The organism is Streptomyces sp. NPDC052012, from assembly GCF_040689265.1.
GTDB lineage: Bacteria > Actinomycetota > Actinomycetes > Streptomycetales > Streptomycetaceae > Streptomyces.
In genome coordinates, this window is the sequence record NZ_JBFAXA010000044.1 from 1 (window position 1) to 22072 (window position 22072).

Sequence of the window (22072 nt, forward strand, 5' to 3'; positions counted from 1 at the left end):
TGTTGAGTTCTCAAGGAACGGACGCTTCCTTCGTACTCACCCTCTCGGGCTTTCCTCCGGGCGCTTCCCTTCGGTGTTTCCGACTCTATCAGATCTTTTCGATCCGATTTCCTCGGTGCTTTCCAGGTTCCCGCTTTCGCGTTTCCCTTTCCGGCGCATCCGACTTTATCAGAAGTTTTGGGCCGGGCTGACCGGCCGCCATTTTCCGATTTATCGGGAGGGGCTTCTTCGAAATCACGATTTCAAGAAGCGGAGTAGATACTCACGGTTGCCGGTCTGGGTCGGAGCCCATCTCCAGGCAACTGTTTGAATCTACCTCCCCTCAGGGTCCGTGTCAACGGCTCCCGTGGGGCGAAGAGGAGACTAGCAGCAGAACAGTGCGGTTCGCACATCAGGCGGCCGTCGGCACGGTCGCGCTGCGTTCGGCTGCCGCCAGGTCCCCTGTCTCACCGGCCCGAGCCGCGCGGCGGCCCACGACATAGACGTAGGCCAGGAAGGCCGCCTCCGCCACGACTCCGATGCCGATGCGCGTCCAGGTGGGCAGGCCCGAGGGGGTGACGAAGCCTTCGATCGCGCCGGAGATGAACAGGACCAGGGCGAGGCCGATCGCCATCGCCAGTGCTGCTCGGCCCTCCTCCGCGAGAGCACTGCGGCGGGTGCGGGGCCCCGGATCGATGAGGGTCCAGCCGAGGCGCAGACCGGTTCCGGCGGCGACGAAGACCGCTGTCAGTTCCAGGAGGCCGTGGGGCAGGACGAGGCCGAGGAACGTGTCGAGCCGGCCGGCGGAGGACATCAGGCCGAAGCCGACGCCCAGGTTGAGCATGTTCTGGAAGAGGATCCAGATGACGGGCAGGCCCAGAAAGACGCCGAGGATCAGGCACAGGGCGGCGGCCCAGGCGTTGTTCGTCCAGACCTGGGCGGCGAACGAGGCCGCGGGGTGACTGGAGTAGTAGGTCTCGTACTGACCCCCGGGGCGGGTCAGCTCGCGCAGTTCGCTGGGGGCCGCGATGGTCGCCTGGACCTCCGGGTGGGTGCCGATCCACCAGCCGAGGAGGGCCGCCACGGCCGTGGACAGCAATGCTGTGGGCACCCACCAGTGCCGTGACCGGTAGACCGCGGCCGGGAAGCTGTGGGTGAGGAAGTGGGTGACGTCTCGCCAGGAGGCTCGGCGGGTGCCTGTCACGGCGCTACGCGCGCGTGCCACCAGCTGGCTGAGCCGACCTGTCAGCTGGGGGTCGGGGGCGGCTGACTGGATCAGCGAGAGGTGCGTGGCGGTGCGCTGGTAGAGGGAGACGAGTTCGTCGGCCTCCGCGCCGTTGAGCCGGCGCTGGCGGCGGAGCAGGGCGTCGAGGCGGTCCCACTCCGCGCGGTGGGCGGAGACGAAGACGTCGAGGTCCATCTGTGTGCCTGCTCCTCGGCTTGCTCGCAGTCGATCGATACGGTCGGCCGGACCCCGGGTGATCGATGATCTGCTTGATCGGGTGGTCGTACTGCGGTGCGATGTGTCATCAGCTTGGCAGACTGGCCGTGTTCGGGGCAGTGCAGGGGAAGGGCGGCGGGCGTGAGTGAGCTGGTGACGGGCGAGGCGGTGGCGTTGGAGCTGCGCCCCGCGAGGCTGCCCAGCAGGGCGCTCGCCGTGCTGCTCGACCTGGCGGCCGCCCTGGCCGTCTATGTCGCGGTGACGCTGGCCCTGGTGGCGGCCACGGCTTCGCTGGACGAGGCCGCGCAGACGGCGATATCGATCGCGGTGTTCGTCCTCGTGCTGGTGGGCGGGCCGATCGCGGTCGAGACGCTGAGTCATGGTCGCTCGCTCGGGAAGCTGGCGTGCGGGCTACGGGTGGTGCGGGACGACGGCGGACCGATTCGCTTCCGCCACGCGCTGGTGCGGGGCCTCATCGGTGTGATCGAGATTCTGATGACGCTCGGCGTCGTGGCCTGCATCGCCTCGCTGGTGTCGGCGCGGGGGCGGCGGCTGGGGGATGTGTTCGCGGGGACCCTGGTCGTGCGGGAGCGGATGCCGGCGACGCAGATGAGTTCTGTGCCGCCGCCTCCCCCGTGGCTGGCCGGGCGGTTCTCGGGGCTGGACCTGTCGGCGGTGCCGGACGGTCTGTGGCTCGCCGTCCGGCAGTACCTGACGCGGATGCAGCAGTTGGACCCGCAGGTCGGCTGGTCGATGGCCCAGCGGCTGGCGGCGGACGTCGCGGAGCGCACGGGGACGCCGGTGCCGCAGGGGGTGCCGCCGGCGGCGTATCTGGCGGCGGTGGTGCAGGAGCGGCAGGCCCGGGAGGCGCGGCGGGCCTTCGGGGGCGGTGCCGGCGGTCACGGCGGTGCGGCTGGTGGTGGCATGAGCGGTCGCGTGAGCGGTCCGAGCGGTGGTGCCCAGGTGGGCGGGGGCTATGGGCCTCCTGCCCGTCCCCCTGCGGCCGTGCCTCCGTCGGATTCCTCGGTTTCGTCCGGGCCCTCGCTTCCGGCGGTTCCGTCGGAACAGCCCGGTGCGGATCCGCGAGCCGTGCCGGCCGACACCCCTCGGCAGGAGCCGCCGGCCGAACGGCCCTCGACGGGGTTCGTCCCTCCGGCGTGAAGGACTGAGGCGGCTCGGCCTTGGACGGCGGCTCAGGTCGTCGCCGCGTGGGTGCCGGCGCTGCTGGAGCCGGTGTTCAGCCGAAGACCGACGGCGGCGATTCGAGATCTTCCAGCTCGATGCCGGGGGCTGCGAGGACGACGTCCCCGGCGATGTGCACGGCGTGCTGTTCGCCGGTGTCCAGGGCTGTGACCTGGTATTCGTCCACGGTCAGGGGGGCGTTGTCAGTGGCGTGTGCTTCTCTTTTCACCAGCGCCCAAGACTGGTCGACGGTGCGCGGGGCGAGGACCGGGTCCGTGAAGGCGACGAGGCGTACGCGGGTGGCTGAGGAGGAGGGGGTGAGGCGCAGCAGACGGGCGGTGGCGATGAGGAACGCGGGGGACGAGCCGGTGAAGGCGTGGGCGCGCACATTGCCTTCGGTGGCGTGGGTTCCCGTGGGGTCCGTGCGGACCCAGGTGACGCCGTCGAGGGCGGCGCCGCGGACCTGCCAGCTCGCGGCGTGGAGTTCGAGACGGATGGGGCGGCCGAGTTCGTCGAGGGCGAGGTCGACGGAGCCCAGGTGATCGCCGGACGGGGCGGTGAGCTGGGAGACATAGCGCCAGCCGGACGGGCCGGGGGCGCAGTGGAAGTGCTCTTGTGCGAGGGGGGTGTGATCGTGCGGATCGTGGAGCGAATAACGGCCGCGGGGCATGGGGGTCCTGGGTCTTGACGGGCTGGGCCGGTCGCTGGTCCGCCAATGGGGCAGGCCCCCGGCACGGGGGTGCGGGGGCCTGCCTCGGAGGACCTGCTGCCGTGAGCGTGTCCGTGCGCGGACGCGCTCACGGCGGGCGGGGCTGCGGACTCAGTAGCGGTAGTGGTCCGACTTGTACGGGCCCTCGACCTTCACGCCGATGTACTCGGCCTGCTCGGGGCGGAGCGTCGTCAGCTTCACGCCGAGGGCGTCGAGGTGGAGACGGGCGACCTTCTCGTCGAGGTGCTTGGGCAGCACGTAGACGCCGGTCGGGTACTCGTCGGGCTTGGTGAACAGCTCGATCTGGGCCAGGGTCTGGTCCGCGAAGGAGTTGGACATCACGAACGACGGGTGACCGGTGGCGTTGCCCAGGTTCAGCAGGCGGCCCTCGGACAGCACGATGATCTTCTTGCCGTCGGGGAACGTCCAGGTGTGGACCTGCGGCTTGATCTCGTCCTTGACGATGCCGGGGACCTTGGCGAGGCCGGCCATGTCGATCTCGTTGTCGAAGTGGCCGATGTTGCCGACGATGGCCTGGTGCTTCATCTTGGCCATGTCCGAGGCCATGATGATGTCCTTGTTGCCGGTCGTGGTGATGAAGATGTCGGCCGTCTCGACGACCTCGTCCAGCGTGGTGACCTGGTAGCCGTCCATCGCGGCCTGCAGGGCGCAGATCGGGTCGATCTCGGTGACGATCACGCGGGCGCCCTGGCCGCGCAGGGACTCCGCGCAGCCCTTGCCCACGTCGCCGTAGCCGCACACGACGGCGGTCTTGCCGCCGATCAGGGTGTCGGTGGCGCGGTTGATGCCGTCGATCAGGGAGTGGCGGCAGCCGTACTTGTTGTCGAACTTCGACTTGGTGACGGCGTCGTTGACGTTGATCGCCGGGAACAGGAGGGTGCCGTCGCGCTGCATCTCGTACAGGCGGTGGACGCCCGTCGTGGTCTCCTCGGTGACACCGCGGATCTCCGAGGAGAGCTGGGTCCACTTCTGCGGGTTCTCGCCCAGGGTGCGGGTGAGCAGTTCGAGGATGACGCGGTGCTCGTCGGACTCGGCGGTGTCGGGCGAGGGGACCTTGCCGTCCTTCTCGTACTCGACGCCCTTGTGGACGAGGAGGGTGGCGTCACCGCCGTCGTCGAGGATCATGTTGGGGCCGCCGGTGGGGCTGTCCGGCCAGGTCAGGGCCTGCTCGGTGCACCACCAGTACTCCTCGAGGGTCTCGCCCTTCCAGGCGAAGACCGGGACGCCCTGCGGGTTGTCGGGCGTGCCGTTCGGGCCGACGGCGATGGCGGCCGCGGCGTGGTCCTGGGTGGAGAAGATGTTGCAGGACGCCCAGCGGACCTGCGCGCCGAGGGCGACCAGGGTCTCGATGAGGACGGCGGTCTGCACGGTCATGTGCAGGGAGCCCGTGATGCGGGCGCCGGCGAGGGGCTGTGCCTCGGCGTACTCCTTGCGGATCGCCATGAGGCCCGGCATCTCGTGCTCGGCGAGGGTGATCTCCTTGCGGCCGAAGGCGGCCAGGGAGAGGTCGGCGACCTTGAAGTCCTGTCGGTTGTCGACAGTCGTCATTGCGAGCTGCTCCTCGGGGTTGGGTCGAGGTGGGTACGGCTGGTCTGCGCGGCGGCGGACACAGGGGTGCCCGAAAGAGGACACAGGCATGCCCGCGTGCGCGCAGCGCAGTCCGTCGGAGGCCCTCTCTCCCTCGGTCGGCCGCAGTGGGCCGCCCGACCGCCATCAGCAGCGACGTCTGGCTCCGTCCCAAGCTACACCGGAGCCCCCGGCGATCCCCAGTCCGTCCGCGAACACATCAGGCCGATCTGGTGGACGGCCGCGTGGATCTCCGGCCGGATCTCCCGCTGGATCCTCCGGCCGGACGGGTCATGCAGAGGGCCCGCCGGGTGTGCGGCGGGCCCCTGGGGCTCTGGTGTCGTCAGTGGCCGGCGGTGTCCGGGGTCGGGCCGCCCGGGGTGGCTTCCGGGTCGGGGCCCTTGGCCGCCTCGGTCTCGCTGTAGATGTCGGGCTCGAGGTAGATGACGCGGGCGATCGGGACGGACGCGCGGATGCGGGCCTCGGCGGCGTCGATGGCGGCGGCGATCTCGGTGGCCGTGTTGTCGTGGCGGACGGCGATCTTCGCGGCGACCAGCAGTTCCTCCGGGCCGATGTGGAGGGTGCGCATGTGGATGATGCGGGTCACGGTGTCGCCGTCGACGACGGCGGCCTCGATCTTCGCGGTCTCCTCGGCGCCCGCGGCCTCGCCGAGCAGCAGGGACTTGGTCTCGGCGGCGAGGACGAGGGCGATCAGGATGAGCAGGACGCCGATGCAGAGGGTGCCGATGCCGTCCCAGACGCTGTCGCCGGTGAGCAGGGCGAGGCCGACACCGCCGAGGGCGAGGATCAGGCCGACGAGGGCACCGAGGTCCTCCAGGAGGACGACCGGCAGCTCGGGGGCCTTGGCGTGACGGACGAACTCCTTCCAGGAGCGCTTGCCGCGCAGGACGTTGGACTCCTGGATGGCGGTGCGGAAGGAGAAGGTCTCGGCGATGATCGCGAAGACGAGGACGCCGACCGGCCAGTACCAGTGCTCGATCTCGTGCGGGTGCTTGATCTTCTCGTAGCCCTCGTAGAGGGCGAACATGCCACCGACCGAGAACAGCACGATGGAGACGAGGAAGGCGTAGATGTAGCGCTCGCGGCCGTAGCCGAAGGGGTGCTGCGGGGTCGCCACGCGCTTGGCCTTCTTGCCGCCGACCAGCAGCAGTGCCTGGTTGCCGGAGTCGGCGACCGAGTGCACGGACTCGGCGAGCATCGACGAGGAGCCGCTGAAGAGGAACGCCACGAACTTCGCTACCGCGATCGCGAGGTTGGCGGCGAGTGCCGCCACGATCGCCTTGGTGCCGCCTGACGCGCTCATGTGTCCGCGTTGTCCCTTCGTACGCCGTTTTCCTGAGCCCGGGCGTGCGCCTTCGTACGCCCGGGACTTTGCCCGTCCTTTGACGGTGGGCCATTGTTGCAGCCCGCCGCGGTACCGGCGCGTCAGGTCCGGGTCCGCGGGTGGTCAGGCGACGACGGTGGCCCTGAACAGCGTTCCGGCGCCGGACACTTCGGCCTTCTCGCCCGCCGGGACGAACACGGACTGACCCGGGGACAGTGCGTGCTCGCCCGCCCGGACGGAGCCGGCGGTGCACAGCAGGATCTGGGGGGTGGAGCGAGTCAGGTCGTGGGTGGTGCCGCCCGCGGGGAGGACGTAGCGGGAGAGCCGGAACTCGTCGATGGGCGTGTCGTAGACCTCCTCGCCGTCCGGTGTGGCCTCCGGGCGCAGCACGCCGGGGTCGCCGGCCTCGAAGCGGACGATGCGCAGCAGTTCGGGGACGTCGACGTGCTTGGGGGTGAGGCCGCAGCGCAGGACGTTGTCCGAGTTGGCCATGATCTCGACGCCGAGGCCGTTGAGGTAGGCGTGCGGGACGCCGGCGCCGAGGAAGAGGGCCTCGCCGGGCTGGAGCCGGACGTGGTTGAGGAGCATCGCGGCGATGACGCCGGGGTCGCCCGGGTAGTGGTGGGCGATGTCGGCGTAGGGGGCGTGGGCGCCGCCGAGGCGGTCGCATGCGGCGGCCGCCTCCGTGACGGTGTGGGCCATCTCCTCGGGGTCGGCGGTGAGGATCGCGGTGAGCACCTCCCGCAGGGCCGCGTCCTCGGGGTGGGCGTGCAGCAGGTCGACGTACGGCTTGAGGGAGTCGACGCCGAGGGCGTCGAGGAGGTCGGCGGCGCGCAGCGGGTCGCGGAAGCCGCACAGGCCGTCGAACTCGGTGAGCGCGCAGATCAGTTCCGGCTTGTGGTTGGCGTCCTTGTAGTTGCGGTGCGGGGCGTCCACGGGGATGCCGCGGCGTTCCTCGTCCTCGTAGCCCTGCCTGGCCTGCTCGAGGTCGGGGTGGACCTGGAGGGAGAGGGGGGCGCCGGCGGCGAGGAGTTTGAGCAGGAAGGGCAGGTGCGGGCCGAACTTGGCGACGGAGGCCGCGCCGAGCTCCTTCTCGGGGGCGGCGTCGATGACCTCGACGAGGGTGCCGCGGTCGGTGCGGGAGGGGGCACCGGGGTGGGCGCCCATCCACATCTCCGCCTGCGGTTCGCCGGTCGGTTCGGTGCCGAGGAGGTGCGGGATGGCCGTGGTGGAACCCCAGGCGTAGGGGCGGATGGTGTTGGCGAGGCGGTCCATGGGGTTCTCTGGGTTCCTTCTGCGGTTCTCGTGCCCGTCTCCCGAGGCGGGACGCGACGGGACGGGCCGGGAGGGGTCAGGGTGTCCCGGGCATGATCAGGCGCGTGAGGCGAGCGCCAGGTAAACGGCGGCGAAATCCGTGATGGCGATCAGTTCGGCGAGGGTCTCCAGTTCGCCGCCCGCTTCCGGCTCCAGTTCGCTGATCGGCGTGTCGTGGCTGAGGGCCAGGTCGCGGGCGGCCGGGGCGGCGGTGAAGCTGCCGATCGGGCGGTCGCGCAGCAGCACCACGCGTGCGTGCAGGGCGGGCGGCTCCTCGACGCGGTCGCGGAAGAAGTCCTCCGGGTCGGCTCCGGCGGCGAGGGGGCCGGCGAGCAGGGCGCTGTGCGCGGCGAGCGCCTCGGGGAGTTCGGCCACGACGGCGGGGGTGCCGGACAGTTCGGCGAGCGCGGCGGCGAAGCGGCGGCCGGCCGGGCCGGCGGAGGTGCCCTCGGTCCACACGATGGGCAGCGCGTCGGCGAGTTCGGCGGCCAGGGTCTTGGCGGCGTTGCTGTAGGTGGCGATGGCGGGGCCGCAGCGTTCGGCGATGCGGTCGAGGCGGTCGGCGACCTTCTCCAGGGCGTCCGGCGGCGCGGCGAGCAGACCGGTGCGGTCCAGCAGCGCCAGCAGCGGGGTGAGCAGCGCCCACAGCACGCCGGGGGCGGAGGCCGCGAGGGGTTCTTCCTGGTCGTAGGGGGCGGTCGCCATGGGGACGAACAGGCCGTGGGAGCCGTTCACCGACTCCGCGAGCGGAGTGCGGGCGGGGGCCACGGCGACGACCGTGCAGCCTCGGCGGTAGGCCTGTTCGGCGAGCAGGGACAGGCCGGGTTCGGTGCCGTCCGGGGTGGCGATGAGCAGCAGGTCGACGGAGCCGGCCCAGCCGGGCAGTTCCCAGCGCAGCGCGCCCGCGGCGGGGGCGACGCCGGTGGGCGCGAGGCGGGTGACGGGGCTGCCGGCGCCCGCGAGGGTGCCGAGGAGGTCGGCGGTCTGGGTGGCGGCGGCGCCGGGGCCCGCGATGAGGACCGCGCGGGGCCGGCCGTCGGGTTTCAGGTCGTGGATCCCGGCCTCGGCGGCGTGCCGGGCGGCGGTGCGGACCCGGGCGCCGGCTTCGGCGGCGCCGCGGAGCAGACCGCGGTGATCGGCCTCGGCGAGGCCCTCCGGTGAGTCGAGCAGCGTTTCGTCGAGCATGGGCGGCATGCCTCCGATCGGCGGGGCGTCGGTTCGCGGGGCGGCGGGTCGCTGGTGCGCCGGGTCGCCGGATCGGCGGTTACGCGGGGCGCCGGGCCTCGTCGACGAGGAGGACGGGGATGCCGTCGCGGACCGGGTACGCCAGGCCGCAGTCCTGGCCGGTGCAGATCAGCTCGGCGTCCTGCTCCTTGAGGGGGGAGTGGCAGGCCGGGCAGGCGAGGATCTCCAGGAGGCCGGCTTCGAGCGGCATGAGGGTTCCCTTCGGGGCGGGTGGGTGTGCGCGGATGTGCCTGGTCAGCGTACCGCCGGTGGGGCCTCAGGGGTGGGCGCGGTGGCTGAGTACCGCCGCGCGGACGGCGTCCCGTCCCGCACGCGGTCAGCCTCTGATGATCGCCAGCGCCTCGTCGCGGATCCTCGTCATCGTCGCCTCGTCCCGTGCCTCGGCGTTCAGGCGCAGGAGCGGCTCCGTGTTGGACGGGCGGACGTTGAACCACCAGTCGGCGGACGTGACCGTGAGTCCGTCCAGTTCGTCGAGGGTGATGCCCTCGCGGCCCTCGTACGCCGCCCGGATCGCGGCGAGGCGGGCGGTCTGGTCGTCGACCGTGGAGTTGATCTCGCCGGATCCCGCGTAGCGGTCGTACTCCGCGACGAGGGCGGACAGCGTGCCCTGCTGGCCGCCGAGCGCGGCGAGGACGTGGAGCGCGGCCAGCATGCCCGTGTCGGCGTTCCAGAAGTCGCGGAAGTAGTAGTGCGCGGAGTGCTCACCGCCGAAGATCGCGCCGGTGGTGGCCATCTCGGCCTTGATGAAGGAGTGGCCGACGCGGGTGCGGACCGGGGTGCCGCCGTTCTCCTTCACGACCTCCGGTACCGACCAGGACGTGATCAGGTTGTGGATGATGGTGCCCCTGCCGCCGTTGCGGGCGAGCTCCCGGGACGCCACCAGGGCAGTGATCGCCGACGGGGAGACCGGCTCGCCCCGTTCGTCCACGACGAAGCAGCGGTCGGCGTCGCCGTCGAAGGCGAGGCCGAGGTCGGCGCCCTCCTCGCGGACCCGCTTCTGCAGATCGACCAGGTTGGCCGGGTCGAGGGGGTTGGCCTCGTGGTTGGGGAAGGTGCCGTCGAGTTCGAAGTACATCGGGACGAGCGTGAGCGGCAGGCCGGCGAAGACGGTGGGGACGGTGTGGCCGCCCATGCCGTTGCCGGCGTCGACGACGACCTTCAGGGGGCGGACGGCGGTCAGGTCGACGAGGGAGCGCAGGTGGGCGGCGTAATCGGTCAACGTGTCGCGCTGCGTGATCGTTCCCACCGGTCCCGCCGGCTGCGGGGCGGCGGACGCGTCGCTCCACTTCTCGACGAGCGCGCGGATCTCCGCGAGGCCCGTGTCCTGGCCGACCGGGGCCGCACCGGCGCGGCACAGCTTGATGCCGTTGTACCGGGCCGGATTGTGCGAGGCGGTGAACATCGCGCCCGGCAGGTCCAGCGCGCCCGAGGCGTAGTACAGCTGGTCCGTGGAGCACAGGCCGATCTCCGTCACGTCGACGCCTTGGGCGGCGGCGCCGCGTGCGAAGGCGGCCGACAGGGGCGGGGACGAGGGGCGCATGTCGTGGCCGGTGACGATGGCGCTCGCGCCGGTGACCCGGGCGAAGGCCGCGCCGAAGAGTTCGGCCAGGGACTCGTCCCACTGGTCGGGGACGACTCCGCGCACGTCGTACGCCTTCACGATCTGCGAGAGATCAGCAGCCACGGCCAGCCCTTCCGGAAGTCCTGTCGGTCACCACAAACTACCGGCCGGGTGTGACATGCCGTGGGGGGTGGGCGCACGGTGCCAAAACGGTCCGGCAAGGACCGGTCGGGCGGCGGGGTCAGTTGTCCGGGGAGCGGAGCACGCGGAGATGGCCTCGGCGGGCCACCTCCATGGGGTCGGCCCTGCGTCCGCCGCCCGCGGCGCCGGCCGCGCGTTCCTGCGGGCGGGCCGCCTCGCGTACGGCGTTCGCCAGCGCTTCCAGATCGTCGCCGCTGGGCTGGGCCGGGGCGGAGCCGTCGAGAAGGCGGACGACCTCCCAGCCGCGCGGTGCGGTGAGGCGTTCGGAGTGCTCGGCGCACAGGTCGTAGCAGTGGGGCTCGGCGTAGGTGGCGAGGGGGCCGAGGACCGCGGTCGAGTCGGCGTAGACGTACGTCAGCGTCGCGACGGCGGGACGGCCGCAAGCGGTGCGCGAACAGCGACGTACAGGGCTCACGACGTTGGACGGTACCGCACTCTTGAGCGGGCCGCGACGACTCTCCACCAGGTCACTCCCCCGTGTCGTGGTGTGAGACGTCGCACACGGGCTCCGGGAACGGCCTCGGTGACCTGGCCGGACGGGGGCGTCCGGGGAGGCCGGCGATTCTGATTGCGGTCACCAGTTGGTACAAACACCGTCAATTGCCTTGAGATCACCGGTCTGGGAGAGATGCGGAAACGAGCCCAACCTTGGCTGGAATGGTCAGGTAGTGACATCTGTGTGGGCAGGGGACGGCGGCGGGCAGGAGGGAGCGCGTCGGGTCGGGCATGTGGGGCCGGGCGGGCCGGGTCGGTGGCGACTACCCTGCACAGTGATGGACAACCCTGTGACGCCCCGTGCCGCCGCCGGCCCCGGGCCCCGACGCCGTGATCGCCACGGCAGGGGCATGCGGGGGCCGATCGCACCGCCGCAGGTGCCGCTCGCGGCCAGTAGGGCGGAGACGTTCGCGGATCTCGTGCAGGACTCCGTGGAGCGGCTGGAGCGGCGGTGGCCGCAGCTGGCCGACATCGATTTCCTGGTGCTGGAGGTGCCGCGCCTGGACGGGGCGGCGGCCGGTGCGGGGTGGAGCGACGAGACCGTGCCGCTGGGCGGGTCCCTGCCGGCGCGGGAGGGACGGCCCGCGCGGGTGGTGATCTATCGGCGGCCGGTGGAGATCCGTACCAAGGGGCGCGACGAACGGGCCGCGCTGGTGCACGAGGTGGTCGTGGAACAGGTGGCGGAGCTGCTCGGGCTGACACCGGAGACCGTGGACCCCCGGTACGGCGAGGATTAGGCAGCAGGTCCTCTACTTCTGCAGGACGGACAGGTCTTCCTCGGCTTCCGGTACCGCCACCATGCCCCGGTCGTCCGGGAGGGTCTGCGTGGTGAAGGCGTTGTCCTCCGCGGTCAGGGTCCGCGTCGCATAGACCGGGGTGTCCGTCTCCGGTTCGATCGTCAGGGCGTAGGTGCCCTTCACGCCGTCCGGGGTGGGCGGGGTGATCGTCTGGGTCGTGCCGGACTTGATGGTGTACGTCTTCGAGGCGGGGCTGCCGCCGTCCGCGGCCGGTGAGGCGGTGACCTTGACCTTTGCGGTGCCTTCGGGGGCGGTCAGCGAAAGGGTGGTCGTCCGGGTGGTGTTGCCCACCGCTGTGGCGCGGGTGCCCACCGGGCGGGCGGCCGGGACGAAGGCCGACTCCTGGGCGTCGCCCTTGCCGCGGAGGACGCGGACCGCCGCGACGACCGGGACGGAGCGGTCCGTGGGGGTCAGGACGAGGGAGCCGGGCTCGCCCCGGGTGATGTCGCCCAGGTCCACGGCGGCCGTCATGCCGCCCTTCACGTGCAGGGTCTCGTGGCCGGCCGGGGTGATCAGGCCGGTGGGTGAGGCCAGGCGGACGTTCAGGTCGGCGTCCGTGTCGCCGGGGGCGAAGGCGACCAGGCGTACGGCTGTGGCGTCCTTCGGGATGCCGGGGATGATCAGACTGCCCGCCGGGTCGGTCGACGCCGCCAGCCAGTCGCCGCCGAGTTCGTCGTCCAGGGCCTGCACGGCCGCGCCCACCCGGCCGCTGCGGACGACGACATGCACGGTCACGTTGGTCTGCTGCTCCTCGGTGAGCGTGGACAGCAGGACCGGCTCGCTGGAGTGCGCCGGGACCGTGATGCCCTCGCCCACGGTGGACTTCAGGGCGCCGTCCTTGCCGTAGAGCTCGATGTCCACGACGGCGGCCGAGTCGTCCGGGTTGGTCAGGTGGACGTAGTCGGTGCGCTCGGCGGAGGTGCTGGAGCCGGGGAACCAGAACTCGGTGTCCGGTGCGGTGCAGGTGACGCCCTGCAGGCCGCGGCCCGTGCCCGCGGCGACCTCCGTGGTCTGCTGCACCGTCCAGCCGGGGGCGAAGCGGCCCTCGGCGGTGCCGATCAGGGCGGGGGCCTCGCCTCCGGAGACGTCGCCGGTGGCCTGCTTGCCGGGCTGCTCGGGCTCCAGGACGGGCTTGCCGGGTTTCTGCTGCTCCTCGGAGGCGTCCGACTCCGGTTGCGCCGGCGTCAGTTCCGCCGAGCCCTTGCTCTCCGTGCCCTTGGTGACGGGGGTGAAGGACGTGTACGTCGTCTCGGCCAGGTCGGAGGTGCTGGGGGGCGGGCAGAGCAGACTGGTGCGCTCCACCGGGAGGTGGGCCGCCGTCCGGGCCGTGTCGTTCGTGGGGGCCGCATCCGGGGTGGTGAGGGCGGCGAAGCCCGTCACGGCCGTGAGGGCGGCGGCTCCCGCGATCAGGGACAGGGTCGTGCGGTTCACTGCTGGCTCCCGTCGGGACGATCACTGCCCGTGGGGTCGTACGGCATGTCGTAGCCGTGGGTGTAGGTCTGGTCGTACGGAGTCCGGTCGTAGGACGCCTGCTCGTACGGCGTCTGGTCGTAGGCGTACGGATCGTACGGGGCGCCCTCGTAGGGGTACTGCTGGGGCTGCTGGGCCTGTTGGCCCTGCTGGGGGTACGTCGCGTACTGCTGCTGGTACTGCGCCGCCTCGTCGGGGTACGGCGCCGGCTGCCAGGTGTCGTGGGTGGGGGGCGGGGCTTGCGGGGGGATGGGCGCGGGCGCTTCCTGCTGGTCGGCCTGGGCGCGCAGGCGGCGGGCGCGGCGGCCCTCTCCGGCAGGTGCGGGGACGGGTTCCTCGGGCAGGTCGTCGTCGATGTCGCGGCGGCGGCCGGGCAGGGCGAGGACGACGAGGACGACGGCGAGGAGGCCCTGGGCCCACAGCCAGGCGGTGTGGGTGACCGGGTCGTCGTAGGTGACGTCGAGACGGCCGCCGGAGGCGGGGAGTTCGAAGCCCTGGGCCCAGCCGTCGACCGTCGTGCGGGGCAGCGGGGTGCCGTCCAGGGTGGCGGTCCAGCCGTCGGCGGCGGAGTCGGCGAGGCGCAGGACGCGGCCGTCGGGGCCGCTCGGGACGGTGGTGTGGATCTCCACGGGGCCCGCGGCGACGGGCGTGCTCTTCTCGGCGGAGACGATCGTCGCTCGGGACACCTGCCGGTCCACCCGCCACAGGGCGCCGCCGGCCTGCTGACTGAGCCGGGTCAGGCCGGGGGTGGCGTCCAGGACGCGGGTGACCTCGCGGGGCGCGCCCTGGTGGACGAGGACGTAGCGGACGGCGAAGGTGCCGAGCTGGGCGGCCTGGTCGGCGCCGGAGCCGGCGACCAGATTGGCGACGACCTTGTCGAGTCTGCTGTTCTCGCCGTCGGACGTGGCCAGTTCGGCGTCGCCCATGCGGGCGCCGGAGCCGCGGACCAGCATGTAGCGGACGTGGGCGGCGGAGTCGCTGTCCAGGACGAGAGTGCGGGCCTGGTCGCGGGTGTTGCTCTCCTCGGCGACGAACGCCGGCACCTGGACGGGGTCTCGGCGCTCCAGAGGGCCGTCGGCGCCGCGGAGCATCCAGCCGGCGGCGAGCAGCAGCGGGCCGGCGGCGCAGGCGAGGGCGATCAGCGCGGCGACCGGCTGGCGCCAGCCGAAGCTCTGCTCGGCGACACGCGCGCGTGCCCCGTCGGCGCCGAGTGCGGCGGCGGCCAGCAGGGCGATGCCGTAGACGAGCGTTGCGGGGCCGGCCCAGGTCGAGTTGTTGGACAGCACGGCGAAGACGAGGCCGACCAGCCCGGTCACCCAGGCGGTGCGGACGGCGGTCTGCCGCTCGGTGCGCAGCAGCGCGGCCAGGGCGGCGAGCACCAGGCCGAGGAGCATCAGGCCGCTGAAGGTGCCCGGGCCGCCCGGGTTGGCGCCGAGCAGATCGAGGGCAGAGGCGGCGGAACCGCCGTACTCGAGGCCCGCTTCCCGGAAGAAGCCGAAGGGGAGCAGGGAGAGCGACCAGGGGGCCAGGAGCAGCAGGGGGGTGCCCAGTTGGGCGAGGAAGCGCGGGGCGTACGCGGTGAGGTCCGCGCGGCGCAGGGCCAGCACGCCGAGGCCGAGGACCAGGGCGATGGGCCACACGATCGGGGTGAACGCCGTGGTGATGGTCAGCAGCAGCGCGTACGCCCAGGTGGCGCGCCAACTGCCGCGGGCGCCGGTGCTGTCGGTCAGGCCGCTCGCGGCGATGCCGGCGCGGGCGATGAGGGGCAGCAGGACGGCGAGGACGGCGGTGCCGATCCGGCCTCCGGCGAGGGCGCCGGTGGCGGCAGGGAGGAAGGCGTAGGCGACGGCGGCCCACGCGCGCAGCAGCCGGGACTCCACGAGCGGGCGCGAGGCGAAGTACGCGGTGAACCCGGCCAGCGGAACCGAGCAGACCAGAAGGATGGTGACGGCCAGTCCGGTCGAGCCGAGCAGCAGGGAGGCGAAGGCCGCCACGATCGCGAGGTAGGGAGGTGCGGAGCCGGTGCCGCCGGCGCCGACCGCGTGCCACGCGTCCGTGTAGCGCGCCCACAGGTCGCCGGACGCGGCGGGTGCCGGGAGCAGGGCGCCGCCCGCGAGCGCGCCGCCGCCGAGGAGGGCGCGGCACGCGGCGAGGGAGACGAGCAGCAGGACGAGGAAGAGCACGGGGCCCGGCCTGCGGGCGATGCGCTTGAGACGGGCGAACTGCTCGACCTCGAGGAAGTCGGCGTCGTCGCCGCCGGGTCCGGACTCGATGGCGCCGCCGTGCCGTCCGGCGCCGGTGGTGACCTCGGGGTCGGAGCGGCCGACGAGGTTGCCCGCGACCTGTTCGACGGTGACCCGGATCGTGGCGCCCGGCGGCGGGAACAGCGCCCGCAGTTCGCCCTTGTCGATCGCCGGGCTGCCGCGCCGGCGCCGCCCGGCCAGGATCCGCTCGGGGCGCAGCAGGGTGCTCATCAGGCCGCGGATCTCGTCGACCGCCTGGCCGGGGACCTTGCCGACGAGGTGGGCGAGGGTGCGCAGCAGGGTGCCGAGGACGAGTCGCAGCAGCACCCAGGGGAGCACCGCCGTACGGGCGTTGACGAGCAGGGTGTAGACGGCGCCCGCCTTGTCCACCTTGTGCGGGGAGGCGGACGTGCGGCCCACGCAGTCGACGGTGCGGCGCTCGCGGGAGGCCGCCTCGGCGTGCCGGACGACGGCCTCGGGGGCGATGAGGACCCGGTGGCCGGCCGCGTGCGCGCGCCAGCACAGGTCGACGTCGTCGCGCATGAGCGGCAGATGCCGGTCGAAGCCGCCGAGCCGCTCGAAGACGTCGCGGCGGATCAGCATGCCGGCGGTGGAGACCGACAGCACGGTCCGCACGTGGTCGTGCTGGCCCTGGTCCTGCTCGCGGCGGTCCAGGCCGGTCCAGCGGCGGCCGGAGTTGGCGATGGAGACGCCGACCTCCAGCAGCTGCCGGCGGTCGTACCAGCCGCGGAGTTTGGGGCCGACGACGGCCACGTCGTCGCGGCCGAGCTCGTACTCGTTCTCCACGACGCGCAGCAGCTGGGCCAGCGCGTCGGGTTCGGGGGCGCAGTCGTCGTGCAGCAGCCAGAGCCACTGCACCGGTTCGCCGTACGGGAGCTCGGGCAGGTCGTAGGCGTCGTCGCGCCAGGTGCGGGTGACCGGGTCCCAGCCGCTCGGCCGCTTCAGATACGTCAGGTCGTCCGGGGTGAGGTGCGGGGCCGTGCGGTGGCACTCCTCGACGGCCTGGCCGAAGCCGGTGCGCCGGGCGAGGTGCAGCACACGGTCGTCGCCGAGGGCCTCGGTGACCAGCCGGGCGGAGTCGTCCGCGCTGCCGGTGTCGGCGGCCAGGGCGAACTGGACCGGGCGCTCCTGTCCGAGCAGCCCGGCGAGCGCGTCGGGCAGCCAGCGGGCACCGTCGTGCGAGACGAGGACCGCGGTCACCACATGGCGCGGGAACTCAGGGATGGCGGCAGCGTCGTGGGCTGCCGGGTGGCTGTGCACGGACATCGAGGTACGGGCCCCGGTTCGGTGGACTGCGGTGGACGCCCGTGCCCGGTGGGGGCAGCGGGGCGTCTCGGACGAGCGACCACACTATCGGCTGCCCAGCAAGGCGGCCCGCCGCCTGTGGACAACCCACCTGCGACGGGCCGTACGTGACGTATCCGTGTGGTTTGTGCACGGATGTGACGCGCCGTCCGACCGACGGCGGCCTGTTCCGGTCGGCGCCCTTCTCCGGACGACGGCCTTCTTCAGCCGGCGGCCTTCTTCAGACGCTTCCTCAGACGGCGGCCTTCTTCAGCCGGCGGCGCTCCCGCTCGGACAGGCCGCCCCAGATGCCGAAACGCTCGTCGTTGGCGAGGGCGTACTCGAGGCACTCGGAGCGGACCTCACAGGCGAGACAGACCTTCTTGGCCTCCCGGGTGGAGCCGCCCTTCTCGGGGAAGAAGGACTCGGGGTCGGTCTGGGCGCACAGCGCGCGCTCCTGCCAGCCGAGTTCCTCGTCCGCGTCGTCGACCAGCAGTTGCTGCACCAGCTCGGTCATGTGCGCCCCTCGTCAGTCTTTCGCGTCCCCGTGATGTTGCCGTTACCGATTCCGGCTGAACGACACGAGTGAAATTACAATTGCGCTGCTCCGGGAGAGTCAAGCCGAGATCTGCTATTGAGCCCCTTATTCACTCTGCGGAACCAAGGCCAAGCGGAAAGTGTTCAAATCGCCTTAAACCTTGACATACAGACGGGACCCGCGCGGGCTTCCCGTCCCGCGCAGAGCCTCTACGGGGAAGGACGTCCGGCAGATCGATCTCGTTCCGACACCGAGCCGAAGCGAACCTGATCACAGTCGGATCACGGGATCGCAACGGCGCTCGTGCACCCGGTCGTGCGCAGCATGTGTCCCGGGATCCGGCTGAGCAAACCTTTCGCCTGGGAGATGAACCGGATGAGGTGAACCATGTCCCACATTCCGGGCGTCGAGTTGACAGTGGAGGTGTGAGCCGCTGTCCTTGTGGGCATGCTCGCGAACTCGGCACTCACCTCGACCCGCCCCGCCGGGTCCCTCGGTGCTGCCCGCGCTCGCTGTAGCTGTTGCTGTTCCGGCTGTTGAGCCTCCGCGCTCCGGCCGTCGCCGGGTCCTTCGCGTCCCGGCCGTAGTTTCCTTCGCTTCTCGCTCCCACCAGAGCAGTCCCCCGCCGCTTCTTACGCCGAGGAACCTCCGCCCTCCATGAACAGCGACAGCGACCTGCAGATCGCAGGCGACATCCTCGAAGTCCCGCACTTGCTCCAGGCACCGCGCGAGCACCCGGCCACCGTCGCCGAGTTCGCCGGGCTGGCCCGCTCCATCGCCGCCGACCGCTCCCAGTGGGAGCACCTCGTGCGCTACGACGCCACCAGCCGCTGGTACCACCGGCTGCGCACCGGACCCGGCTACGAGGTGTGGCTGCTGTCCTGGGTGCCGGGCCAGGGCAGCGGGCTGCACGACCACGGACGCTCCTCCGGCGTCCTGACCGTGCTGGACGGCACCCTCACGGAGCGCACCGACCGCGGCACGCGCGCGTTGACGCCCGGCGCGCAGCGCGTCTTCGCGCCCGGCTATGTGCACGAGGTCGTCAACGACACCCTCGAACCCGCGGTCAGCCTGCACATCTACTACCCGGGCCTGACCGAGATGCCCATGCACACCTCCCCGCACTGCGAGGCCGGCTCCCTGACCGCCTGACGCACTGTCGTACCCGCCTGCCAGACTGGGCGGCATGCGCATTGTGGTTCTGGCAGGCGGCATCGGCGGTGCCCGTTTCCTGCGTGGTCTGAAGCGGGCCGCGCCGGACGCGGACATCACGGTCATCGGCAACACCGGGGACGACATCCACCTCTTCGGGCTGAAGGTCTGCCCGGACCTCGACACGGTGATGTACACGCTCGGCGGCGGCATCAACGAGGAGCAGGGCTGGGGGCGGGCCGACGAGACCTTCCACCTCAAGGAGGAGCTGGCGGCGTACGGCGTCGGCCCGGAGTGGTTCGGTCTCGGCGACCGGGACTTCGCCACGCACATCGTGCGCACGCAGATGATCGGCGCCGGGTATCCGCTCAGCGCGGTCACGGAAGCCCTCTGCGACCGCTGGCAGCCGGGTGTCCGGCTGATCCCGATGACCGACGACCGCGTGGAGACGCATGTCGCGGTCGAGGTGGACGGGGAGCGCAAGGCGATCCATTTCCAGGAGTACTGGGTGCGGCTGCGGGCGTCGGTGCCGGCCGAGGCGGTGGTGCCGGTCGGCGCGGAGCAGGCGAAGCCGGCGCCGGGCGTGCTCGAGGCGATCGCCGAGGCCGACGTGATCCTCTTCCCGCCGTCCAACCCGGTCGTCTCCGTCGGCACGATTCTCGCCGTCCCCGGCATCCGCGAGGCCATCGCCGACGCGGGTGTGCCGGTGGTCGGACTGTCGCCGATCGTGGGGGACGCACCGGTGCGCGGCATGGCCGACAAGGTCCTCGCGGCGGTCGGCGTGGAGTCCACGGCGGCGGCGGTGGCCGAGCACTACGGATCGGGGCTGCTGGACGGCTGGCTGGTCGACACGGTCGACACGGCGTCCGTCGAGCGGGTGGAGGCGGCCGGGATCCGCTGCAAGGCCGTGCCGCTGATGATGACCGACGTCGACGCGGCGGCGCGGATGGCCCGGGAGGCGCTGGACCTGGCCGAGGAGGTGCGGGCGGCGTGAGCGGGTCCGACGACACGCCCGCGTACCGGGTCTGGGCCGTCCCCGGTCTGCCCGAGATCCGGCACGGCGACGACCTCGCCAAGCTCATCGCGACCGCCGAGCCCGCCCTGGCCGACGGCGACGTGCTGCTGATCACCTCGAAGATCGTCTCCAAGGCGGAGGGCAGGATCGTCGAGGCGGCCGACCGGGAGGCCGCGATCGACGCGGAGACCGTGCGGGTCGTGGCCCGGCGCGGCGGGCTGCGCATCGTGGAGAACCGGCAGGGCCTGGTCATGGCCGCCGCCGGGGTCGACGCCTCCAACACGCCGTCCGGCACCGTACTGCTGCTGCCCAAGGACCCGGACGCGTCCGCGCGGGCGATCCGCGAGGGTCTGCGCGACGCCCTCGGCGTCACGGTGGGCGTGATCGTCACCGACACGTCCGGCCGCCCCTGGCGCGCCGGTCTCACGGATGTCGCGATCGGCGCGGCGGGCGTACGCGTGCTGGACGATCTGCGCGGCGGCACGGACGGGCACGGCAATCCGCTGAGCGCCACGGTCGTCGCCACGGCGGACGAGCTGGCCGCGGCGGGCGACCTGGTGAAGGGCAAGGCGGCCGGCCTCCCGGTGGCCGTGGTCCGGGGACTGCCGCACACGGTGGCCGCGGACGACGGCGAAGGGGCCCGTGCCATGGTCCGCGGCGCACGCGACGACATGTTCCGTCTCGGCACGTCGGAGGCCGTACGCCTGGCCGTGACCCAGCGCCGTACGGTCCGGGCCTTCACCGACGAGCCGGTCGACCCGGGGGCGGTGCGCCGCGCGGTGGCGGCGGCCGTGACGGCACCGGCGCCGCACCACACCACGCCGTGGCGTTTCGTCCTGCTGGAGTCGGCCGAGTCCCGCACCCGGCTGCTGGACGCCATGCGGGAGGCGTGGATCGCGGACCTGCGCCGGGACGGCAAGTCGGAGGAGTCCATCGCCAAGCGCGTCCGCCGCGGCGACGTCCTGCGCAACGCGCCGTACCTGGCTGTCCCCTGCCTGGTCATGGACGGCTCGCACACGTACGGCGACGCGCGGCGGGACGGTGCCGAGCGGGAGATGTTCGTGGTCGCGGCGGGCGCCGGCGTCCAGAACTTCCTGGTCGCGTTGGCCGGGGAGCGGCTGGGGTCGGCGTGGGTGTCGTCGACGATGTTCTGCCGGGACGTGGTCCGGGACGTCCTGGACCTGCCCGCTGACTGGGACCCGATGGGCGCGGTGGCGATCGGTCACCCGGCGGAAGACCCGCGTCCGCGGCCGGAGCGCTCCGCGGACGCCTTCATAGAGGTGCGGTGAGCCGGGCGCGCGAACGCCTACCCTCATAGGACCCTCACTTCCACCCCTGGGATCTCTCGTGGCAGGACGTTTCGCCCCCCGCCCGACGCGGACGACGGTGCGCGGCGGCCATGTGGCCGTACCCGCCGCGGTCCCCCGCCAGGCGCCCGCGCCCGCGCGCGTACGGACCTGGGTGCCGGACGGCCCGCTGGACCTCGGTCTGGTCCTCGGCCCGCTGCGGCGGGGGCCCGGAGACCCCACCTTCCGGACGACGCCGGACGGCTCCGTGTGGCGGGCGAGTCTGACTCCGACGGGGCCGGGGACGCTGCGGGTGAGCCGGTGCGGCGGGCGGATCCGGGGCGAGGCGTGGGGGCCGGGCGCCGAATGGCTGCTGGAATTCCTGCCCGAACTGCTCGGTGCGGGCGACGATCCCTCGGCCTTCGTCCCCCGGCACCGCCTGGTGGCACTGACCCGGCACCGCCGTCCCGGGCTGCGGCTGACGCGGACGGGGCTGGTGCTGGAGTCGTTGATCCCGTCGATCCTGGAGCAGAAGGTCACGACCGGGGAGGCGTACCGGGCGTGGCGGCTGCTGGTACGGAAGTACGGGACGCCGGCGCCGGGGCCCGCGCCCGAACGGATGTCGGTGATGCCGGCTCCTCGCACCTGGGCGCTGATCCCCTCCTGGGAGTGGCATCGGGCGGGGGTCGACAACAAGCGGGCGTCGACGATCCTGCGGGCCGTGCGGGTCGCCGCGCGGCTGGAGGAGGCGGCGGGGATGCCGGCGGCGGCGGCGCAGGAGCGGCTGGAGCTGGTGTCCGGGATCGGGCCGTGGACGTCTGCGGAGACGGTGCAGCGCAGTCATGGGGCGGCGGATGCGGTGACGGTGGGCGATCTGCATCTGCCGGGGATCGTGGGGTGGGCGCTGGCCGGCGATCGGTATGCGGACGATGCGGTGATGCTGGAGCTGCTGGAGCCTTACGCCGGGCAGCGGCATCGGGCGGCGCGGTTGATCCTGCTGAGCGGTCGCGTCCCGGAACGGCGCGCACCGAGGATGCCGCACGGGGATATCGGCCGCCTTTGAGGTACGTCACGTGCGCCGGGGTGGGACTGACGGTCACCCGGCGTCGGGGCTGGCCGGGGGTGGGTGTCGCTCGCCCGCGCTTGCGGGGTGCCGCTGCGCCCACCCTCCCCCACTCTCGGCTTCGCTCGAGCGGGGGGACCCCCA

General features: G+C 72.4%; 18 protein-coding genes. 6 read left to right on the plus strand and 12 right to left on the minus strand.

The genetic code is table 11. The annotated features are described in order from the left end of the window. Positions 1 to 391: 391 nt before the first annotated feature. Positions 392 to 1399: a stage II sporulation protein M gene (locus AB0412_RS35315; RefSeq protein WP_366406717.1), complete on the minus strand. Its 1008-nt coding sequence runs from the start codon at positions 1397 to 1399 to the stop codon at positions 392 to 394. A gap of 162 nt (positions 1400 to 1561) precedes the next feature. On the opposite strand from AB0412_RS35315, the gene AB0412_RS35320 reads away from it, so the two are divergent. Continuing rightward, entirely contained in the window at positions 1562 to 2581 is a 1020-nt protein-coding gene (locus AB0412_RS35320; RefSeq protein WP_366406718.1) for an RDD family protein, read from the plus strand. 76 nt (positions 2582 to 2657) lie between these two features. On the opposite strand, the gene AB0412_RS35325 is transcribed toward AB0412_RS35320, so the two are convergent. The 8 genes from AB0412_RS35325 to AB0412_RS35360 form a co-directional block, all read right to left on the minus strand. After that, on the minus strand, positions 2658 to 3272 hold the full coding sequence (locus AB0412_RS35325) for a hypothetical protein (RefSeq protein WP_366406719.1): 615 nt from the start codon (positions 3270 to 3272) through the stop codon (positions 2658 to 2660). A gap of 150 nt (positions 3273 to 3422) precedes the next feature. Continuing rightward, complete coding sequence (ahcY, locus tag AB0412_RS35330; protein WP_366406720.1) at positions 3423 to 4880, minus strand: adenosylhomocysteinase; 1458 nt, start codon at positions 4878 to 4880, stop codon at positions 3423 to 3425. A gap of 361 nt (positions 4881 to 5241) precedes the next feature. Further along, positions 5242 to 6222 carry a cation transporter gene (locus AB0412_RS35335; RefSeq protein WP_366406721.1) on the minus strand — a complete coding sequence of 327 codons (981 nt, stop codon included), beginning with the start codon at positions 6220 to 6222 and terminating at the stop codon, positions 5242 to 5244. Between the two features lie 144 nt (positions 6223 to 6366). Beyond that, the gene (manA, locus tag AB0412_RS35340; protein WP_366406722.1) at positions 6367 to 7518 is read right to left on the minus strand and encodes a mannose-6-phosphate isomerase, class I; all 1152 of its coding nucleotides are present in this window, start codon (positions 7516 to 7518) and stop codon (positions 6367 to 6369) included. 96 nt (positions 7519 to 7614) lie between these two features. Continuing rightward, complete coding sequence (locus AB0412_RS35345; RefSeq protein WP_366406723.1) at positions 7615 to 8742, minus strand: SIS domain-containing protein; 1128 nt, start codon at positions 8740 to 8742, stop codon at positions 7615 to 7617. A gap of 79 nt (positions 8743 to 8821) precedes the next feature. Further along, positions 8822 to 8992 carry a Trm112 family protein gene (locus tag AB0412_RS35350; protein ID WP_149548927.1) on the minus strand — a complete coding sequence of 57 codons (171 nt, stop codon included), beginning with the start codon at positions 8990 to 8992 and terminating at the stop codon, positions 8822 to 8824. Positions 8993 to 9118: 126 nt separating this feature from the next. After that, on the minus strand, positions 9119 to 10486 hold the full coding sequence (locus AB0412_RS35355) for a phosphomannomutase/phosphoglucomutase (RefSeq protein WP_366406724.1): 1368 nt from the start codon (positions 10484 to 10486) through the stop codon (positions 9119 to 9121). A gap of 118 nt (positions 10487 to 10604) precedes the next feature. Continuing rightward, positions 10605 to 11027 carry a DUF3499 domain-containing protein gene (locus tag AB0412_RS35360; RefSeq protein ID WP_366406725.1) on the minus strand — a complete coding sequence of 141 codons (423 nt, stop codon included), beginning with the start codon at positions 11025 to 11027 and terminating at the stop codon, positions 10605 to 10607. 310 nt (positions 11028 to 11337) lie between these two features. Here AB0412_RS35360 and AB0412_RS35365 point away from each other — a divergent pair, with 310 nt between their 5' ends. Further along, the gene (locus AB0412_RS35365; RefSeq protein ID WP_366406726.1) at positions 11338 to 11796 is read left to right on the plus strand and encodes a metallopeptidase family protein; all 459 of its coding nucleotides are present in this window, start codon (positions 11338 to 11340) and stop codon (positions 11794 to 11796) included. Between the two features lie 12 nt (positions 11797 to 11808). On the opposite strand, the gene AB0412_RS35370 is transcribed toward AB0412_RS35365, so the two are convergent. From AB0412_RS35370 to AB0412_RS35380, 3 genes are all read right to left on the minus strand, one after another. Continuing rightward, the gene (locus AB0412_RS35370) at positions 11809 to 13287 is read right to left on the minus strand and encodes a DUF5719 family protein (protein ID WP_366406727.1); all 1479 of its coding nucleotides are present in this window, start codon (positions 13285 to 13287) and stop codon (positions 11809 to 11811) included. After that, entirely contained in the window at positions 13284 to 16856 is a 3573-nt protein-coding gene (locus AB0412_RS35375; RefSeq protein WP_366406728.1) for a glycosyltransferase family 2 protein, read from the minus strand. The genes AB0412_RS35370 and AB0412_RS35375 overlap by 4 nt, the downstream gene beginning before the upstream one ends. A 271-nt stretch (positions 16857 to 17127) precedes the next feature. Beyond that, the gene (locus tag AB0412_RS35380) at positions 17128 to 17391 is read right to left on the minus strand and encodes a WhiB family transcriptional regulator (RefSeq protein ID WP_003975777.1); all 264 of its coding nucleotides are present in this window, start codon (positions 17389 to 17391) and stop codon (positions 17128 to 17130) included. Positions 17392 to 18069: 678 nt separating this feature from the next. Between AB0412_RS35380 and AB0412_RS35385 the strand changes: the two genes are divergently transcribed. From AB0412_RS35385 to AB0412_RS35400, 4 genes are read left to right on the plus strand one after another with little or no spacing between them, the layout of a single operon-like run. Further along, the gene (locus tag AB0412_RS35385; RefSeq protein WP_366406729.1) at positions 18070 to 18564 is read left to right on the plus strand and encodes a cysteine dioxygenase family protein; all 495 of its coding nucleotides are present in this window, start codon (positions 18070 to 18072) and stop codon (positions 18562 to 18564) included. A 34-nt stretch (positions 18565 to 18598) separates the two neighbouring features. Continuing rightward, positions 18599 to 19558, plus strand: a complete 960-nt coding sequence (gene cofD, locus AB0412_RS35390; protein ID WP_366406730.1) for a 2-phospho-L-lactate transferase — start codon at positions 18599 to 18601, stop codon at positions 19556 to 19558. Then, a complete protein-coding gene (locus AB0412_RS35395; RefSeq protein ID WP_366406731.1) occupies positions 19555 to 20868 on the plus strand; it encodes a coenzyme F420-0:L-glutamate ligase in 1314 nt (437 codons plus the stop codon). Before cofD ends, AB0412_RS35395 begins: the two co-directional genes overlap by 4 nt. A 58-nt stretch (positions 20869 to 20926) precedes the next feature. Next, complete coding sequence (locus AB0412_RS35400; RefSeq protein WP_366406732.1) at positions 20927 to 21928, plus strand: DNA-3-methyladenine glycosylase 2 family protein; 1002 nt, start codon at positions 20927 to 20929, stop codon at positions 21926 to 21928. Positions 21929 to 22072 lie beyond the last annotated feature (144 nt).

What these genes read in the sequence shown, in the direction of transcription:
- AB0412_RS35365 (WP_366406726.1), top strand. Translation starts at nt 11,338, where the DNA reads ATGGACAACCCTGTGACGCCCCGTGCCGCCGCCGGCCCCGGGCCCCGA.
- AB0412_RS35350 (WP_149548927.1), bottom strand. Translation starts at nt 8,992, where the DNA reads ATGCCGCTCGAAGCCGGCCTCCTGGAGATCCTCGCCTGCCCGGCCTGC.
- ahcY (WP_366406720.1), bottom strand. Translation starts at nt 4,880, where the DNA reads ATGACGACTGTCGACAACCGACAGGACTTCAAGGTCGCCGACCTCTCC.
- cofD (WP_366406730.1), top strand. Translation starts at nt 18,599, where the DNA reads ATGCGCATTGTGGTTCTGGCAGGCGGCATCGGCGGTGCCCGTTTCCTG.
- manA (WP_366406722.1), bottom strand. Translation starts at nt 7,518, where the DNA reads ATGGACCGCCTCGCCAACACCATCCGCCCCTACGCCTGGGGTTCCACC.
- AB0412_RS35375 (WP_366406728.1), bottom strand. Translation starts at nt 16,856, where the DNA reads ATGTCCGTGCACAGCCACCCGGCAGCCCACGACGCTGCCGCCATCCCT.
- AB0412_RS35335 (WP_366406721.1), bottom strand. Translation starts at nt 6,222, where the DNA reads ATGAGCGCGTCAGGCGGCACCAAGGCGATCGTGGCGGCACTCGCCGCC.
- AB0412_RS35315 (WP_366406717.1), bottom strand. Translation starts at nt 1,399, where the DNA reads ATGGACCTCGACGTCTTCGTCTCCGCCCACCGCGCGGAGTGGGACCGC.
- AB0412_RS35380 (WP_003975777.1), bottom strand. Translation starts at nt 17,391, where the DNA reads ATGACCGAGCTGGTGCAGCAACTGCTGGTCGACGACGCGGACGAGGAA.
- AB0412_RS35345 (WP_366406723.1), bottom strand. Translation starts at nt 8,742, where the DNA reads ATGCTCGACGAAACGCTGCTCGACTCACCGGAGGGCCTCGCCGAGGCC.
- AB0412_RS35385 (WP_366406729.1), top strand. Translation starts at nt 18,070, where the DNA reads ATGAACAGCGACAGCGACCTGCAGATCGCAGGCGACATCCTCGAAGTC.
- AB0412_RS35325 (WP_366406719.1), bottom strand. Translation starts at nt 3,272, where the DNA reads ATGCCCCGCGGCCGTTATTCGCTCCACGATCCGCACGATCACACCCCC.